Origin of the sequence: Candidatus Villigracilis vicinus, assembly GCF_016702885.1 — a bacterium.
Lineage (GTDB): Bacteria > Chloroflexota > Anaerolineae > Anaerolineales > Villigracilaceae > Villigracilis > Villigracilis vicinus.
Genome location: NZ_JADJDD010000005.1, coordinates 157,320 through 173,310 on the forward strand (window position 1 = coordinate 157,320; position 15,991 = coordinate 173,310).

The 15,991-nt window shown below is 50.5% G+C and carries 18 protein-coding genes; 9 read left to right on the forward strand and 9 right to left on the reverse strand.

What is annotated here, in order from left to right:
• The first annotated feature begins 44 nt into the window (after positions 1 to 44).
• The 5 genes from IPG80_RS05700 (at position 45) to amrB (ending at position 3,139) form a co-directional block, all read left to right on the forward strand.
• Entirely contained in the window at positions 45 to 563 is a 519-nt protein-coding gene (locus IPG80_RS05700; protein ID WP_345103649.1) for a hypothetical protein, read from the forward strand.
• 265 nt (positions 564 to 828) lie between these two features.
• Positions 829 to 1,509 (forward strand): hypothetical protein, encoded by a 681-nt coding sequence (locus tag IPG80_RS05705; RefSeq protein ID WP_345103652.1) that lies wholly within the window; start codon positions 829 to 831, stop codon positions 1,507 to 1,509.
• Between the two features lie 102 nt (positions 1,510 to 1,611).
• Complete coding sequence (locus IPG80_RS05710) at positions 1,612 to 1,998, forward strand: hypothetical protein (RefSeq protein ID WP_345103654.1); 387 nt, start codon at positions 1,612 to 1,614, stop codon at positions 1,996 to 1,998.
• On the forward strand, positions 1,979 to 2,233 hold the full coding sequence (locus IPG80_RS05715) for a hypothetical protein (RefSeq protein WP_345103657.1): 255 nt from the start codon (positions 1,979 to 1,981) through the stop codon (positions 2,231 to 2,233). The genes IPG80_RS05710 and IPG80_RS05715 overlap by 20 nt, the downstream gene beginning before the upstream one ends.
• Positions 2,234 to 2,308: 75 nt before the next feature.
• Complete coding sequence (gene amrB, locus IPG80_RS05720; RefSeq protein WP_345103660.1) at positions 2,309 to 3,139, forward strand: AmmeMemoRadiSam system protein B; 831 nt, start codon at positions 2,309 to 2,311, stop codon at positions 3,137 to 3,139.
• A 44-nt stretch (positions 3,140 to 3,183) separates the two neighbouring features.
• On the opposite strand, the gene IPG80_RS05725 is transcribed toward amrB, so the two are convergent.
• On the reverse strand, positions 3,184 to 3,621 hold the full coding sequence (locus IPG80_RS05725) for a hypothetical protein (protein WP_345103663.1): 438 nt from the start codon (positions 3,619 to 3,621) through the stop codon (positions 3,184 to 3,186).
• A 47-nt stretch (positions 3,622 to 3,668) separates the two neighbouring features.
• On the opposite strand from IPG80_RS05725, the gene priA reads away from it, so the two are divergent.
• Complete coding sequence (gene priA / locus IPG80_RS05730) at positions 3,669 to 6,119, forward strand: primosomal protein N' (protein WP_345103666.1); 2,451 nt, start codon at positions 3,669 to 3,671, stop codon at positions 6,117 to 6,119.
• A gap of 42 nt (positions 6,120 to 6,161) precedes the next feature.
• On the opposite strand, the gene IPG80_RS05735 is transcribed toward priA, so the two are convergent.
• Together IPG80_RS05735 and IPG80_RS05740 are read right to left on the reverse strand one after the other, a co-directional pair.
• On the reverse strand, positions 6,162 to 8,408 hold the full coding sequence (locus IPG80_RS05735; RefSeq protein ID WP_345103669.1) for a parallel beta-helix domain-containing protein: 2,247 nt from the start codon (positions 8,406 to 8,408) through the stop codon (positions 6,162 to 6,164).
• A 32-nt stretch (positions 8,409 to 8,440) separates the two neighbouring features.
• Positions 8,441 to 8,794, reverse strand: coding sequence for a cytochrome c (locus IPG80_RS05740; RefSeq protein WP_345103672.1), 354 nt, complete (start codon positions 8,792 to 8,794; stop codon positions 8,441 to 8,443).
• Between the two features lie 147 nt (positions 8,795 to 8,941).
• On the opposite strand from IPG80_RS05740, the gene IPG80_RS05745 reads away from it, so the two are divergent.
• From IPG80_RS05745 to IPG80_RS05755, 3 genes are read left to right on the forward strand one after another with little or no spacing between them, the layout of a single operon-like run.
• Entirely contained in the window at positions 8,942 to 9,844 is a 903-nt protein-coding gene (locus IPG80_RS05745; RefSeq protein ID WP_345103674.1) for a hypothetical protein, read from the forward strand.
• Positions 9,845 to 9,903: 59 nt separating this feature from the next.
• Positions 9,904 to 10,419, forward strand: a complete 516-nt coding sequence (locus tag IPG80_RS05750; RefSeq protein WP_345103676.1) for a phosphoribosyltransferase family protein — start codon at positions 9,904 to 9,906, stop codon at positions 10,417 to 10,419.
• A gap of 5 nt (positions 10,420 to 10,424) precedes the next feature.
• On the forward strand, positions 10,425 to 11,108 hold the full coding sequence (locus IPG80_RS05755; RefSeq protein WP_345103678.1) for a Crp/Fnr family transcriptional regulator: 684 nt from the start codon (positions 10,425 to 10,427) through the stop codon (positions 11,106 to 11,108).
• A 31-nt stretch (positions 11,109 to 11,139) separates the two neighbouring features.
• Here the strand turns inward: IPG80_RS05755 and IPG80_RS05760 are convergent, their stop codons facing one another.
• The 6 genes from IPG80_RS05760 to IPG80_RS05785 form a co-directional block, all read right to left on the reverse strand.
• Positions 11,140 to 11,583 carry a DUF6174 domain-containing protein gene (locus IPG80_RS05760; RefSeq protein WP_345103681.1) on the reverse strand — a complete coding sequence of 148 codons (444 nt, stop codon included), beginning with the start codon at positions 11,581 to 11,583 and terminating at the stop codon, positions 11,140 to 11,142.
• Between the two features lie 96 nt (positions 11,584 to 11,679).
• Positions 11,680 to 13,011 (reverse strand): ammonia-forming cytochrome c nitrite reductase subunit c552, encoded by a 1,332-nt coding sequence (locus IPG80_RS05765; protein ID WP_345103683.1) that lies wholly within the window; start codon positions 13,009 to 13,011, stop codon positions 11,680 to 11,682.
• A gap of 11 nt (positions 13,012 to 13,022) precedes the next feature.
• A complete protein-coding gene (gene nrfH, locus IPG80_RS05770; RefSeq protein WP_345103686.1) occupies positions 13,023 to 13,508 on the reverse strand; it encodes a cytochrome c nitrite reductase small subunit in 486 nt (161 codons plus the stop codon).
• Positions 13,509 to 13,731: 223 nt separating this feature from the next.
• On the reverse strand, positions 13,732 to 14,301 hold the full coding sequence (locus tag IPG80_RS05775; protein WP_345103689.1) for a TlpA disulfide reductase family protein: 570 nt from the start codon (positions 14,299 to 14,301) through the stop codon (positions 13,732 to 13,734).
• Positions 14,302 to 14,329: 28 nt separating this feature from the next.
• Positions 14,330 to 15,289, reverse strand: a complete 960-nt coding sequence (locus IPG80_RS05780) for a DUF6010 family protein (RefSeq protein WP_345103692.1) — start codon at positions 15,287 to 15,289, stop codon at positions 14,330 to 14,332.
• A gap of 144 nt (positions 15,290 to 15,433) precedes the next feature.
• Positions 15,434 to 15,973, reverse strand: coding sequence for a copper chaperone PCu(A)C (locus IPG80_RS05785; protein ID WP_345103695.1), 540 nt, complete (start codon positions 15,971 to 15,973; stop codon positions 15,434 to 15,436).
• Positions 15,974 to 15,991 lie beyond the last annotated feature (18 nt).

Sequence of the window (15,991 nt, forward strand, 5' to 3'; positions counted from 1 at the left end):
GTTCAATCGTTATATCCACCAGATAATTTTCAAGGAGCAACAATATGAACACATCCTACACAGAGCAAAAACCCGGGCTGGTGACCGCCATTGCCGTGATGACTTTACTCAGCGGCATCACCAACCTCTTTTGGGGATTCGTCGCATCTGCAACCGCGCTCGGAACCTTGGTTGGCGTGGTCTGTCTTCCGATCACCATCTTGCCCACAATCCTCGGCATCTTTGAGATCATTTATGCGGCAAAACTACTGAGCACCCAACCACAGCCGGTACAACCTGCCACTTCCATTGCCGTATTCCAGATCCTCACCTTTTTAATGGGCAATATCTTCTCAATGGTGGTTGGCATTCTCACACTGATCTTTTACAGTGATCTTACAGTCAAAGATTATTTCAAGCGCATCAACCAGCCAACTATGGTTTCCGCAAATCCAGTCACTCCACCGCAACCCATTCTGGAAGTCAGTACCCCTGCACTGCCCCTCGAAGCGGTTGAAGTCCCCGCCTCCGAAGAACCTGTTCAGCCTGAAAAAGTCAAGCGAACCCGCAAAGCAGCCAAATAAAATATTCCCCGAACAAACAAGCTCACTCTCGAAACCTAAACCTTGAGGGTGAGCTTTTCATTTATAGTGAACCATTGAACTGACAGCGTCTTTCATTTTTCCCCTCTGTATTTTTTCAGGTTCACACGGATTGCAAAGTGATTCTGTTTTAGCACTATGCAGTAAAAATTCGAGAGTGTAAAATGAGACTAAGGTACCCTACAAAAGACCTTAATTGCTAGTGTATCCTTGTATTGATCAACTTACAAAAAGAGGAGAAAAGAACATGAAATCATATCGTATGGTATTTGTCTTTTTGGCAATTATGCTGGCTGTCAGTTTGGCATGCAGTGCCACATCACAACAAGAGCCTACCGCCAACCCCACCTTGCCCCCTATTCCGACCAATCCCCCCGTCCAGCAGGACCAGCAGCAGGGACAACAGCAGGACCAGCAGCAAGGACAGCAGCAAACTACCGATAACGGGATCGTTACATTTGTTGATGCAAATAACCTATTGGCGTTCGACCTGCCCGGCGACTGGACCTACCTCCACACCGATCACGGCGATACGATCTACACAGATGTAACTGCCTACACCGATACCTTCACCTCCCCTGATGAAGCGGCAAAAATTGAAAGTCTGGTCATGTTCGCGAACGAAGGTGTTACCGTCAACAATTCGATCAGTCAGGCTGTAGCGCTCGACATCTTGAACACCTACTACAGCAGCACCGGAACAAATAATGGTGATATTCGCATCAAAAGCGACCAGATCATGCAAGATGGTTCAGAACGTTTCGAGTGGATTTCCAAAGGCGGTAATTACACGGGCGTATCCTTCTTTGAAGTGCGCGGCGACGACAAACGCACCTGGTTAATGCTGACCGCCTGGTGGGACAACAATGCCGATCAGGCAGTCCTTGATGTTGTCGATAATGCCATTGCTACTTACCGTATTCCGTAGTCCCGCTATAACCACACAAAAAACAAAAAGAGTACTTCGGTACTCTTTTTGTTTTTAATAAAACCCATATAATCATATAAATTTAAGGAGAATAATTAATAAATGAAAAGTTACCGTATGATATTTGCTTTTGCCGCCCTTTTAATGGTTGTCAGCCTGGCGTGTGGCGGTTCATCCACCCCTGCTGTGAACCCCACTATTCCGCCCGTTCCAACCAACGTTCCCCAAGATCAGGGTGAGCAGCAACAGCAGCAACCCGCAGATAATGGACTGGTCACCTTTACTGATGAGAACGGTCTCGCCGCCTTCGACCTGCCCGGCGACTGGCTGTACAGCCATACCACCGGTGACAACTACTACGTAGACCGCTTCACATCTCCCGATGAAGTGTCGGGCTTCGTTGAAAACCTTGTTTACAACGACGGAACGGCTTTCGTAAAAGAGCCAGAAGGGGCAATTCGCTCTGGAGTTGATCAACAACTTCTATAGCGCCACTGGCGCTGTCGGCGATATCCGCATTTCCAGCGATCAGATCATGAACGACGGTTCCGAACGCCTCGAATGGGTTTCCAAAAGCGGCGGTTATTCCGGAGTCTCCTTCTTCGAGACTCGTGGCGACGACAACAGCACCTTTATGATGCTCACCTCCTGGTGGATGGGCAGCGCAGACCAGGCAACCATAGACACCATCAACAACGCCATCGCCTCGTACCGCATTCCGTAATCAAAACTACTCTATCAAAAGACCCTCGCGAAAATTCGCGAGGGTCTTTTATTTTCAGAGTGCTACAATAAAAACATGACCGCACCAGACATCCGCCCTTCACCGATAGCAGGGACTTGGTATCCTGAGAATCCCAAAATATTAGCCGCCAGCATAGACAAATTCCTGGCAGAGGTCAAACTGCCAAAATTAAGCGGACAGGTCATCGCAGTCATCGCACCGCATGCCGGGCACCGTTACTCCGGTGCAGTTGCCGCCCATGCCTTCGCGACATTGCACGGACTTACCCCCGACCTCGCTGCTGTCATTTCACCGTTCCACAACTACAGCCCGCACCCTCTACTCACGACCAAACACCAAGCCTATGCCACACCTCTAGGCGAGCTCGAAGTGGATCGATCTGCTTTGGCTGAACTTCAAAGCCAGCTTCCTCTGCCCATCACCCCCATGGCAAACGACCGGGAACATTCGCTTGAGATCGAGCTTCCCTTCTTGCAGCGCATCTTCAAGAACAAATTCAAACTTCTACCCATTATGTTGCGAGCACAGGAAGATTCCATTGCAAAGCAGCTTGGCGAAGCGCTGGCACATACGCTACAGCACAAGAACGCCATCCTCATCGCATCCACCGACCTGTCACATTTCTACGACCAACGAACCGCCAGCACATATGACCAGGAAATGCTAAAACGATTTGAAGCGTTCGACCCTGCTTCGATCTTTGAAGCCGAGCAAACCGGCAAAGGCTTCGCCTGCGGGCATGCCGCAGTTGCCGCGGTAATGTGGGCGGCACAAGCTCTTGGAGCGAACAAGGTTCAAGTCCTTAAACATGCCACATCCGGGGATGTCACCGGTGACTATTCCTCTGTGGTCGGCTATGGCGCCGCAGTGATCTTAAAACAATAACGCGCCAGAGTTTCCTCCGGCGCGCCTTCACCTGTTTATTAACTCTACCCCCTGCTATTCCATTCCTTCACAACCTGAAGGAATGTCTTTTTCAACTGTTCATCGGGCAGGTTCGCCACACCTTCATATTTCTCGCCGTTCACCCATATCTCCAACCCACCATCGGGAGCCGTCCCAAAGTCGATATTAAAAGATTTTAGGTAAGGGTCACTTTCCACTTTTGCACGCAACACATCTTCGATCTGTTCAGCAAAGGGTGCTGCAAGTTTCTCGCCTTCATCATGATCGAACAGCGCTACGCCTTCCCCATCCTTCAGGGTTGCCGCCACAGTTTCAGCCGGAGGCATCGCATGCATCCATTCTGGTTTCCCATCTGTTTTCTCCGTCAGGTTCACCTGATTTGACTTCATGAATACAAGCGCCAGCATCACCAAGGCAACCACGATCATTACCCCGCCTGCTACAAGAATAAGAATACTCATATCGATCAGCCTCCGTTCAAGATATTATAAAACATTATAATCACCTCATGTTTGCCCGCCTTGCCGTCAACATCCCTGCAATTTCCGGCGTCTTCGACTATTCTGTCCCCGCCGAACTCGCGCCACACCTCCAGGCAGGCTGCCTTGTCACAGCTCCATTTGGAAATCAAACCGTGCAGGGCATTATCGTCGAGTTGACCGACTCTTCCTCCGTACCGAATCTCAAACCGATCCTTGACCTGCTCGACCCTGCCCCGCTTCTCACCCCGCCCCAACTTGCGCTTGCCATGCGGTTAGCGGACTCTACGCTGAATCCACTCTCCGCCATCATCGGCATGATGATCCCCACCGGGTTAAGTCAGCAAGCCGATATAAGTTACGAGTTACGAGTTACGAGTTACGAGGAAAAATCGACTGTTATTTCAACTCGTTTGATAAACCTTCTGACCGAACGCGGACCCCTGCGCGGACGTCAGATCGACTCTCACTTCGCCAAAGTAGATTGGCGTAAGACCGCCAACATGCTCGTCAAAAAAGGCGTGTTGACTTCGAAGAACGTCCTGCCGCCGCCACGCGTACGCCCAAAGAATATCCGCGTTGCGCAGCTTGCCGTCACACCTGAAGCGGCTCAGGCGGAGATAAGCTCTCTTGGCTCCACAAAAGCGACTCAAACCCGGCGTGAAGCGGCTCTGCGCTTCCTCATCCAACAACCTGTGCCGGTGAATCTTTCGTGGGTTTATGCGCAAACCGGCAGCAACATCGCCGACTTGCAAGAACTTGAAGAACGCGGTTTGATCCGCTTGTTTGAGAACGAGATTTTCCGAGACCCATTGGAAAGGGTCGAACAACAGGAAGCGAACAGCGAGTTATCACTAACCTCTGAACAAAATGATGCGTTGCATGCGATCCTTTCATCTTTTCGCAATCAGCCTGCTCCCTTCCTTTTATACGGTGTGACTGGTTCCGGCAAAACGGAAATTTATTTACGAGCAGCGGAAGAAGTGATAAAGAACGGCAAGCAGGCGCTGATCCTCGTCCCTGAAATTGCGTTGACCCCCCAAGCCGTACGGCGCTTTGTCTCGCGCTTTCCAGGGCAGGTAGGCTTGGTCCACTCGAAGCTTTCTGAAGGGGAACGATACGACACCTGGCGCCGTGCCCGTGATGGGAAGTTGAACGTCATCATCGGCGCACGCTCGGCATTGTTTGCGCCGTTGCCAAACATCGGTCTCATCGTCGTGGATGAGTGCCACGACAGTTCCTATTATCAAAGCGAGCCGCCATATTACAACGCGGTGACTGCCGCAGAAGAATATGCCCGTCTATGTGGGGCAGTGTGCGTACTCGGCTCTGCCACACCAACCGTGGAACAACGATATACCGCCGAGCACTCCCTTCGCCTTTCGGGAGAAGGGTCGGGGATGAGGGTGTTAGAACTGCCGAATCGCGTGACTGACTCAAACCTACCTCCCGTTCAAGTAGTGGACATGCGCGAGGAGTTAAAGAACGGCAATCGCGGAATTTTTTCAAAAACACTAGCAGAGTCTTTAGCAGAAGTGCTCGAGCGCAAAGAGCAGGCAATTGTTTATCTCAACCGCCGTGGAACCTCCACCTACATCTTCTGCCGTGATTGCGGCACGACCCTGAAATGCCCCAACTGCGAAACGCCGTTGACGTTGCATGTCGACGGACAAATGTCAAAGGTCAATGGATTGCTTTGCCACCGCTGCGGATACACCCGCCAGATGCCCAAGACCTGCCCGACTTGTGCGAGCACGCAAATCCGTGAATATGGTTTGGGCAGTGAAAGAGTGGAAGCGGAAATCAAATCCATGTTTCCACAAGCGCGGACTCTGCGTTGGGACTGGGACACGACCCGTCAGAAAGATGCGCACGAGATCATCCTGACCCACTTTGCCAATCATCAAGCCGATATTTTGGTCGGCACACAAATGCTCGCCAAAGGTTTGGATTTACCCTTGGTCACATTAGTTGGCATCGTGCTGGCAGATGTCGGTTTGAATTTGCCCGATCCATTCGCCAATGAAAGAGTATTTCAAACACTTACCCAAGTAGCTGGGCGGGCAGGTCGCTCTTCACGCGGCGGTAAGGTCATTATGCAGACCTTTACCCCGGAACATTATGCACTTCAATTTGCCGCCGGGCATGATGTGAACGGATTTTATGCGCGTGAATTGGAATATCGAAAATTATTAGGCTACCCACCCTTCGCGAAATTGGCACGACTTGAATATAAGAATGTAGACAATGCCAAAGCGGAAGAAGAAGCCAAAAAAATGGCAGACAAGCTAAAGTTAAAGCTTGAGGCGGGCGGGTTCCGTCAAACGGAATTAATTGGTCCCGTTCCCTGTTTCTTTGCCAAAGAAAATGGCGAGTACCGCTGGCAGGTCGTCCTGCGTGGACCCGACCCGGCAGCTGTTTTGAAAGATATGCGTTTCAACGACTGGCGACTTGAGATAGACCCCATCAACATACTATAAAAAACTCGGCTGAGGGCTAAGCCCTCAGCCGAGTTTTTTCAATTACGAGATCAACCCCACAGCAAAATTCAAAACACGCCAGTACAAGTTATACAACGGCTGGGGCCAGTTGCTCTTGGGCAATGCAGGCGGGAAGGATGTCTTCGCGTTCGGCTCATCGAAGCGATTATCCACACCAGTGGTATCCCACACAATATCAAAACCACTGCCAAGCATATTCTTCACGAATGGGTCGGCATCATACCCATTGTTCTCATAGATGTTATCGTGGGCAAAGTTATGGTCGGGGTTGGGGTCTACATCGATCTCTTCAGGCGAGAAACCAATGGTGAGGTTGAAGATCGCCAAACCAACCGTTTTATTGCCCTTGAAAGTATTGCCATACACTTCCACATGATCTGCCGCAAGGATCAACATACCCGTTCCCGGCGGGATGAGCGAGACCGCCGTGCCAGGCTTGCCAAAGTTCGCACCATTGTTGTTCTCTGAAATGTTGTCATATACCTTGGTGTACATCGATACTTTGGAAGGCAACTGCGGCAGCAAGTCAATGAAAATGCCGATGGTGTTATCGTGAGCGTAGTTGTTATACACCTCACCATTGACGGTGTTTTCCAATTCGATGCCGATCACGTTTCCATAGGTCAACGTATCGCGGATGACAACATCTTTCGATTTACCCGCATAGATCGCCGCATCGTTCATCAACGTCCCTTCAATGCGTTCGATCAACACATCGGTACAACGCACGGGGTACACGCCATACACACCGGTGTTCTCGATGTACATATCGTGCAGGTATACATGTGTTGAACCTTCCACCAAGACACCATTGCTCGTAAAGTTCTTCACCTGAAAGTACGCCATCTCAAAGTTATTACCAGAGGCGATCACACCATCAGAGCCGGTGCCATTACCTTCGATGACGGGCCACTCACCTGCATCGTTCGGAATGCCTAAGAACTTGATATCGCTCACGTCAATGATGACATGTTCTTCATAAACACCATACGGGACTTCGATGGTGTCACCGGGCAATGCCTGATCGACAACTTCCTGAATGGTCTGACCGGGCTCGACTCTCAAAGTCACCGGCTCATGCGTAGACGTGGCGGCTGATTCACTTTCAGCAGCATTCACCTGGCTGATAACGTCACGTGCAGGGTTTTCCACGGATTCCACAACGGGCAAGCCTGAAGGCACAGAGGCAGGGATTTCAGGCAGGTTGCCTTCATCGGTCAACGCATAGAGGAAGGCGACCAAGTCGGCTTTTTCCTGCTCGGTCAATTCAAAGCCGAGGACGTGAATATCCACATCTTGCACGCCTGCATCACGTCCGCCGCCTTTGGCGTAAAAGTCCACGACTTCTTCAAGGGTGTTGAAGACACCGTTGTGCATATAAGGTGCAGTCAGGGCAATATTGCGCAAGGTCGGCGCTTTGAATGCGCCATCCAAACTCGAGTCTTCAATGGCTTTGCGCCCGGCATCATGCACTTGACCTTCGAGGTCAGGCACGCCAGTGACAGAGAATGAGTCGTCGCTGAAGGTCGGTGCTGCGTGACATTCAAAACAGCGCGTTGCCGCCGAACGGAAGAGTCCCAATCCACGGCGCTGAGCAGGCGTGAGGGCATTCACATCACCGGCAGCGTACCGATCAAAGGGCGAGTTGTTCGTCACAATAGAACGCTCGAATGCGGCAATGGCATTTTTGACATTTTCATACGTCACGGCATCTGCGCTGCCAAAGGCTGTTTCGAACAAGTCCACGTATTCGGGAATGGCTTTCAACTCGGCAACGATCTCTTCAGGAGAAGCTCCCATTTCATCCGGGTTGGTGATGGGAGTTTCCATCTGCTCCTCTAGCGTGGCAGCACGACCATCCCAGAAGAAGTTGGTGTTGTAGGTCACATTCCACAAGCTCATGGCGTTGCGAGTTAATGGTTGTTCGTCCGCGCCGAAGGCTTGCGGTCTGCCATCGGTAAAGCCCAAGTCTGGGTGATGACATGAGGCGCAGGACATGTCGTCGTTTTGAGACAGAACCGGGTCGAAGAAAAGGAGGCGTCCCAGTTCCACTTTTTCCGGCGTCGATGAATTCTCCGCTGTTTCGTTCGTGGCAGGGAAGTCACGCTGCAATCCGCTCCAGGCGGGTTCAACACTGCTGGAGCCTGCTCCCCACTGTTCTTCAGGCAATTCCACAGCAGGGGCAAGAGGCACAAAGGCGGCATAGGCAACACCAACGAGCAGCAAAACGCCCAGCCCTGTAAAGATTCGTTTGATCCAAACTTTCATACACTCTCCTTTGGTATTTAAGTTTTGTTGAACTATTTCATCGTCAGCAAAAATGCGACGAGTGCATCCATTTCTTCGCCGGTTATTTCCTTGGCAAAGTTGGTGATCATGACGTTGTTAAAGCCTTCCACCACATAGTCTCCGGGGCGCAAGATGGACATCAGGATGTATTCTTCTGCAGTTAAGCCCTGAACACGCGTCTCAGCACGGGTGGCAACCCCATACAGGGATGGACCGATGATGATCGTATCAGGCACGAGGGCATGACACGTGGCACAACGCGCATTGAAGACCGCCTGCCCTTGCAGAATAAACGGGTCAGGGGTTGGGGTGGGCACTGCATTGGAAGCACCAGTACAAGCGGAAAGAGCCAAGGCGGCAAACAAAATGATAAGTATATATCTGTACATAATAGTCCCGAAGTTGGATTGGAATTGCCCGATTATACTTGTCTCGAACTAAATAAGGTTTTTTTGGTCTGGCAAGTTTGCTATAATGCAACCAGTTTTACGTTATTAAAAGGAGAGTGAGTTATGCAAAGTTTTTCACGCGGCTGGTCATTCCTGAAACAAGCCTGGGATATGGCGTTCAAAGACAAGGATCTGCTCAAGCCCTCGATCTATGCACTGGTGGTTGGCGGTATCATCTCCGTCATTGGTATCATTCCCATCGCCATCGCGGCAGTCATTCTGGGCGGCAGCGATTTTGGGAATATCGTGCTTTCAGCGATGGGCGCGGTGTTGATCTTTGTGCAGTTCGTAGTGACGTATGTCTTCTCAGGGATGACGGCTTACTTGATCTTTGGTTACCTCACAAAAGGCGATGGTCGCATGGATCATGCCTGGGCGGTCGTGAAACGTGACTTCTTTGATATTCTCACTCTGGCTGCCGCATCCACAGCGGTTGCGCTGATCCGCAATGCAGCACAGCGTAATCGCAAAGGCGGTATTGCTGCTAGTCTGGCTCGCTCAGCAACTGGATTAATGGAAACATTATGGACAGAGGCTGCGGCGCTCGTCCTGCCTGCGATGGTTATCGATGACTTGAACCTCAAAGATGGCTTGCAGCGTGTGTGGAAAATCACCAAGGAAAACCTGCTATTGATCGGCGTCAGTACAGTGGGAGTTCGCTTTGTAACCGGGCTGATCGGCTTTTTATTCGGGCTGGTGGGCCTGGTCATCGCATTTGCCATTGGCGGTGGGTTGGCTTTCGTTTCCGGTGGGAATACGGCTGTTTCGATCGCTGGCATTGTGGTCGGTGCGTTGATCTTCTTCACGTTTGTGATGATCTCCAGCGTATTCAGTTCGTACACCAACACTGCATATCACACCTGCCTTTACATTTGGGCGCGTGATGTGGAAAAAGCCACAGTGGAAGGAAGAGTCCCGGCGCAGGTGCAGGCTCCGGCTCCGCTGGCAGCGGTGCTCGCATCCTAAAACAGATCAGACCCCGAAAGAAGTTCCATACCTTCGGGGTCTTTTGATAAAATAAACCTATGAAACCTGATCCCCGCCGACAAGAAGCCATAACCTGGGAAGAAGTGGATAAGCTGATCGACCACTTGATCCCGCAATTTCGCCGTGAGTTTACCGCGATGGTAATGATCACCCGCGGCGGCATCATCCCCGGAGGAATGCTGGCGGAGGCAATGGATATCACCCACATCCTCACCGCAGCCGTGGACTTCCCCGCACAAACACAGAGTGAGAAATCCTCCGCATTTATGGCATGGCCCGAGTTCATTCAATTCCCTGCCGAAGATAAGCTGCGTGGACGTCCCACCTTGATCGTGGATGATGTCTGGGGTTCCGGGCGCACCATTACCGCGGTTAAGAATCGCGTTTCCGCGGCGGGCGGCTTCCCGGAAACTTGTGTGCTGCATTTCAACCCGTATCGCAACCTGTTCGGCAATGCCCGCCCCGATTACTATGCCGCTACCACTGATGCCTTCATCACATATCCATGGGAGATCGATCGGGGACCGGATCAAGTCCTTTTCGGCGAAGCATAACTGACATGAAATCAGTTGAGACCACCCTACAACAAAGAATGGATGCAGTCAGGGGAAATCAATACTTTGATGATCTTTCTGAAAGCATGTTGAAGGAAATCGCAGAACATACCCGCCTTGGAGAATTCCAGCGCGGGGATGTTCTTTTTTGGGAAGGCGACGACTGTGAAGGCTTGTTCATTCTGGAGCAGGGCAGTGCCAAGATATTCCGCCTCTCCCCGCAGGGACGCCAATACATTGTCCGCATCCTTCAAGAAGGTGATACCTTTGCTGAAGTACCCGCTTTTGATGAAGGCACCAGTCCGGTCAATGTAGAAGCGCTGGAAACCTGCCGGGTCTGGGTGATCGATAAGAACAAACTGCATGAGCTGGTCATGAAACACCCTACCTTTGCCCAAAAGGCGCTGGTCAATTTTGGCAAAATGCTGCGCGGCATGGTGCGTATGGTCAGTGAGATGGCGTTCTACCAGGTGACTCACCGCCTGGCGCGACTCATCTCCGAAATATCCATGGATAAATCAGCCCCGCATTGGACGCAGGAACAACTTGCGGCGCGGCTTGGAACTGTACGTGAGGTGGTGGCACGTTCGCTCAAGGAATTGGAACGCAGCGGCGCGATCAAGGTCGAAGATCGCCGCATCCAGATCGTGGACAAGGAAATTTTTGAACAGTGGATGCAACCCAACTAAAGAAAAGGCGGCAAATTTGCCGCCTTTTCTTTTATGGCAGAACTTCAAAACTTTCCACTTGATAATAGATTTCGTCATCCACCGCCTCTTTAATATGGTCAATGGAAATCGAAGTGGGGAAACCGTATGTGGCATCGTAGGTTACGAGCACTTCGTCCGCATCCCCATTCAGGCTGGAATCCAGCATGGCGAAAAGAGCATCCACACTGGCGGCGGACACAAACAAATCAAACGATGGATTATCGGCGGTTACAATCACACCATCCACCTGAGTGATCGAGAGCACTTCTCCATTCTGCACTTCAATGGTCAATGGCATGACATCCCGAAATGGGCAGAAACAAATGATGAATAGGTCAAATTGATAGTGATCAATAGTAGCATCCTGCCATTTTTTGAGGTTTTGGTCATACTCAGAAGTAGCAGAGCAGGCCGCCAACATAAACGAAAGAACCATTATTAAAATCTTCTTCATGATAAAACTCCTTGTTTATATAACGAAAGTTTACCCGTAAATGTTCCAAAGCAAAACTCCCCGCCGTATGGCGGGGAGTTTTGCTTTCATTTGGTCTTACTTCGTCTCGTAAAATGTGCCTGTCTGCAATAGGGCGGAGTCATTGACGGATTGTGCCGCCAACATCTGCGCCTGTCGTGCTTTATCAATGGACTTGGAGAGCACTTCCAGTGCATATTCCGGGTTATGGAAGCCCGTCGAATTTTCAGCGGAGATGAAATCCCACATATATTGGGCTTCGCGATGCAGTTTCTTGGCTTCATCGAGTAAAGCCGGATCGGCATTTCCGGCCGCAGTTGCAGCCTTGATGGCATTCATCGCATCGATGATGGCATCTTCGGCTGTGATCTTTGTATCAGCCACCTGCTGCTGAATGATCGCAACGCGTCCTACAACATAGTCCGTATCGGTGTGGCATTGTCCGCAGGCTTGTTCCGGGTTCAGCAAAGGACTGTGAACATCGTGCGAAGAGTACTTTGTTGCACCATCACGAACATACGGCATGTGGCAATCGGCACAGGAAACACCAGCTTCATAGTGCGTACTGCCTGCGGTGAAGAACTCATACTCCGGATGCTGCGCCTTAAGCATGGGGCTTTCTGTTTCAGGGTATGCCCAATCTTTGAAACCAGCTTCTTCGTAGTAGGAAATGATCTCCTCAACCTTGGTGCCGTTATCCCAAGGGAAGGTCAAATACTTGCCATCGCCTTTGAAGTAGTATTCCACATGGCAATTGGCGCAGACCAACGAGCGCATTTCCTGGCGGGAATAGGTCTCCCAATCCTTGCCCTGACGTTCAAGGGCTTCGATCAGCGCCGGGTTGGTGGCAATGAGGCGCATCGTTCCGGCTTCGTGGCAGTTGGCACAGCCAATGGAATTGTTGATATTCGGTGTCATCTCATTGAAGGTCATTGCATCATACGCTTCCATGCCAAGCTCTGCCCACAAGCCGGGGTTATCGGAAGATTTACAGGAATAGCATGTGGCAGGTGTATGCTTGGGATCTTCATCGTTCAGGTTCAAACGCTTGGTCGCGCGGACATCATCCACTGCATTGGCATGGCCGCGATCGTCGTTGTAATCCTTGCTGAATGGATAACCGCCAAACAAGATCACCTGACGCGGGTCACGCTCCAACCAGGAGAACTGTGAAGACCCGGCATAGGCAGTATCTATATTATTGGTTTTGGTCTTCATCAACGAATCGTACTGATTTGGGAAATTGATACCCCACTTGGAAGAATCCGGCTCCATAGCGGCAATATCCACCAGGGGTTCGATGGCACGCTCTTCGGCAGGTTGATTTTGGATATAGACCATCACGCCGATCAATACAGCGGCAAGCACGATCACCAATCCGGCAAGAATTAAGGTTGTATAGTTTTTCATGAGCATTCTCCTCATTTAGTCGGGTAAAGTACAGAGTCTTGATATGGAGCACCCGTTCCGCCGCGCTGTCCGTGCGCAACATCTCTATGGCACTCCCAACAATAGCGGTCAAAGGGCTGAGCACTCGTCAGCATGGCTTCCACAGTATTTTCATGGCAATGGATGCAATTCTCCTGCACGATCTGCTTCGTTTTCTCTTCAGCACGGATCGCCACCGGGATATCTCCCGTTACAAAGGCATAGGTATCCTTCGCGCCCTGACGTCCTTTTTCCATGTAATACGAAACAAAATTATCGTGAGGCAAATGGCAATCTGTACACTTTGCCACCTTGGCATGCCCCCCATGTGCCCAGTTCTCATACTGCGAGTCCATTGCATGACAGTTCGCACACGTCTCCGGCGCGCTTCCGCCGTAGGCAGCGGCATCTGACACGAGCGCAAAATACCCAAGCGCCAGCACCGCGATCCCAATGGCAATGATAGGAAGTTTAGACATGGATTAACCTCGCATTAAATTTACCTAACCCTACTATAGCCAAATACGACGAAATCTCCTGTGACTTTAGTTACACCCCGGACCAAACAGGAGGATTGTCATTTCGATTCATGACACACCGCCTCACCCCTACGGGAAAATTGCCTCGGCGCTGCAAACTTCTCCACTTCATCCAAACAAAAACCCCGCCTATCACAGCGGGGATCGTCTTCCAGTAGTCCAACTACTGTACCAACACATCTTCGATATCTTCTCTAACATCCCAGACTTCAAAATCCACAGGTCCCACCCAAGCTCGCACCACCACCCCCTGCTTATCGAGCAGCACCGTGGTGGGAATTCCAGGCGCATTGAACGTTGAAAAGAATGTATTCTCCGGGTCGCGCCAGATGGGATAGGATAAGTCGTATTGATTAACCATATCCTCAATCTGCTTATTGGCTTCCACCGCATCAAGATTGACGGCAATAACAACCAAGCCTCGTTCATGCATAGAGTCCCAAAGCCCTTCCAAGGCAGCAAGTTCGTCTTTGCAATCCATGCACCATGTTGCCCAACTCATAAGGACAACAGCCGAACCACGATACTGACTTAGTGATACTGCCTTCCCGCTATACAGATCCTGCGCAGAATATTCATAAGGCAGCGGAACTTTGCGCGCGCCATACCCAAGAGAGAATAGATAGAACACACAAACACCCAGGATAAAAATAATGCCCCACAAAAAGAGGGAGTATTTCTTCTCGTCTGACTTGAAAGCCAGATCGGCAACCCTGAATGATTGAGATTTCATTTATGTTCTTGTTCTCCAAGAGTAGGTATCAAATTACAGTAGTGACCATCTCGGATGGTCTTTTTGCATCCGCTGGCACAAAACGTTTTTTCCGAATCGCCCACAACAAATAAAGACCGACTGGCAGACAATAGATGGCACAGGCTAACGGGAAATCAGGATAGGTCAAAGAAAGTTCATGCGGTACAAAATTCCAGGGAATGAACGCCAGCCAGGCAGCCGCCAAAAAGTAGGGAGACACAAAAACGCCAAGAGCAGAAATCACTACATAAACAAAGAATACGACCGCATCCAATGAATTGCCAGTATGGGCATAGGTCATACCCAGCCAGCCAGTCAACACTGCCCAAGCAAGCCACTCCGCTCTTGCGCCCATGGCACGAAAACTAAAAATAACCACAGCTGCCAAAGGAAGTGCCGCCCAAATCAGTACCTTTGTTTCAGCCGCCATAATAGCGGCATAACTGATCCCCACAATAAGCATCCCAACGAAAAAGGTTTTTCCAATCTGCCAATACGCATCCTTAGAGTCCTCGCCAAAGGAGACCCAACGTTTCTTCCATGAACCCCACAATAAATAAAGACCGATCGGTGTATCGAAAAACGCACAAGCAAGCGGCAGGTCATGCATGTGTTGAGGCAGGGTACGCGGAACGAAATCCCAAACCGGGTGGAATAACCATGCCAATGCTAGAAAATAAGGAGACTTAAAGATTCCCAAAGCAGTTAACAACATGTAAATAAAATACATGCCGTATTCGATCGGCTCGCCTGTTTGCAGATATGTCCCGCCCAGCAGACCGACCGTCAGAGCCGCCCACGCCAGTAATTCCGGCTTGCCCCCCATATAATATAAAAGCGCGATCAAGATCAGGGCAAAAGGCACAGAAGCAGGGATCAAAATCCCCGCATCGGTGGCAGCCCCAACACCGAAACCCGCAGCGATCACCAGGAAAATAATGTAGAGAGTCAATAAAGTATTCTTCATTATCCGTATCCTTTTTGAATAAATAAAAAATCACCCCCCTGATATCGTACGAATACCCATCAAGACAGCGATTAAATTATGTTCCCCGTCCATAGTATGAACGGGGAACAGGAGAATGCGTCTGGCGAAGACGCGAATTCATTACTAAGGGGTGGGAGTGGCTTCCGCATGCATGGGGTCTTCACCACCCATGTGCATTTCACCTTCCATACCGGAGCCGCCCATTTCTGCAGCATCTTTCACAGGCACGGTCAAAGTTACTTCGCCCGCCTTTTCAAAGGTCAAGGTCAGGGTGATCTCGCTGCCAGCCATCAGATCCTGCTTGAGACCAATCAACATGATATGGTAGCTGCCAGGCTTTAATTCCACTTCGCCATCAGCGGGAACATCGATCTTTTCCTGCTGGATCATTTCCATGGTGCCATCAGAGTTCATCTGGCTCAGGTGCAATTCGACTGCATCTGCCACGTCAGAACTGGCACTGATGAGAGCATCTGCCTCTCCACCATGATTATGGATGAGCATGTAAGCAGCACTATTGCCACCAGCCATAGCGGCGCGAGCCCAGTAATCATGCGCCTCCACACCTTCCCCATCGGTGTGTTCTTCCCCACCCGCCATACCGCCCCCACAAGCGCTCAACAAAAGCGCACTGGCAAAAAGAAAAGCAAAAATTTTTTTCATTCTCTTGTCCTCACAAAA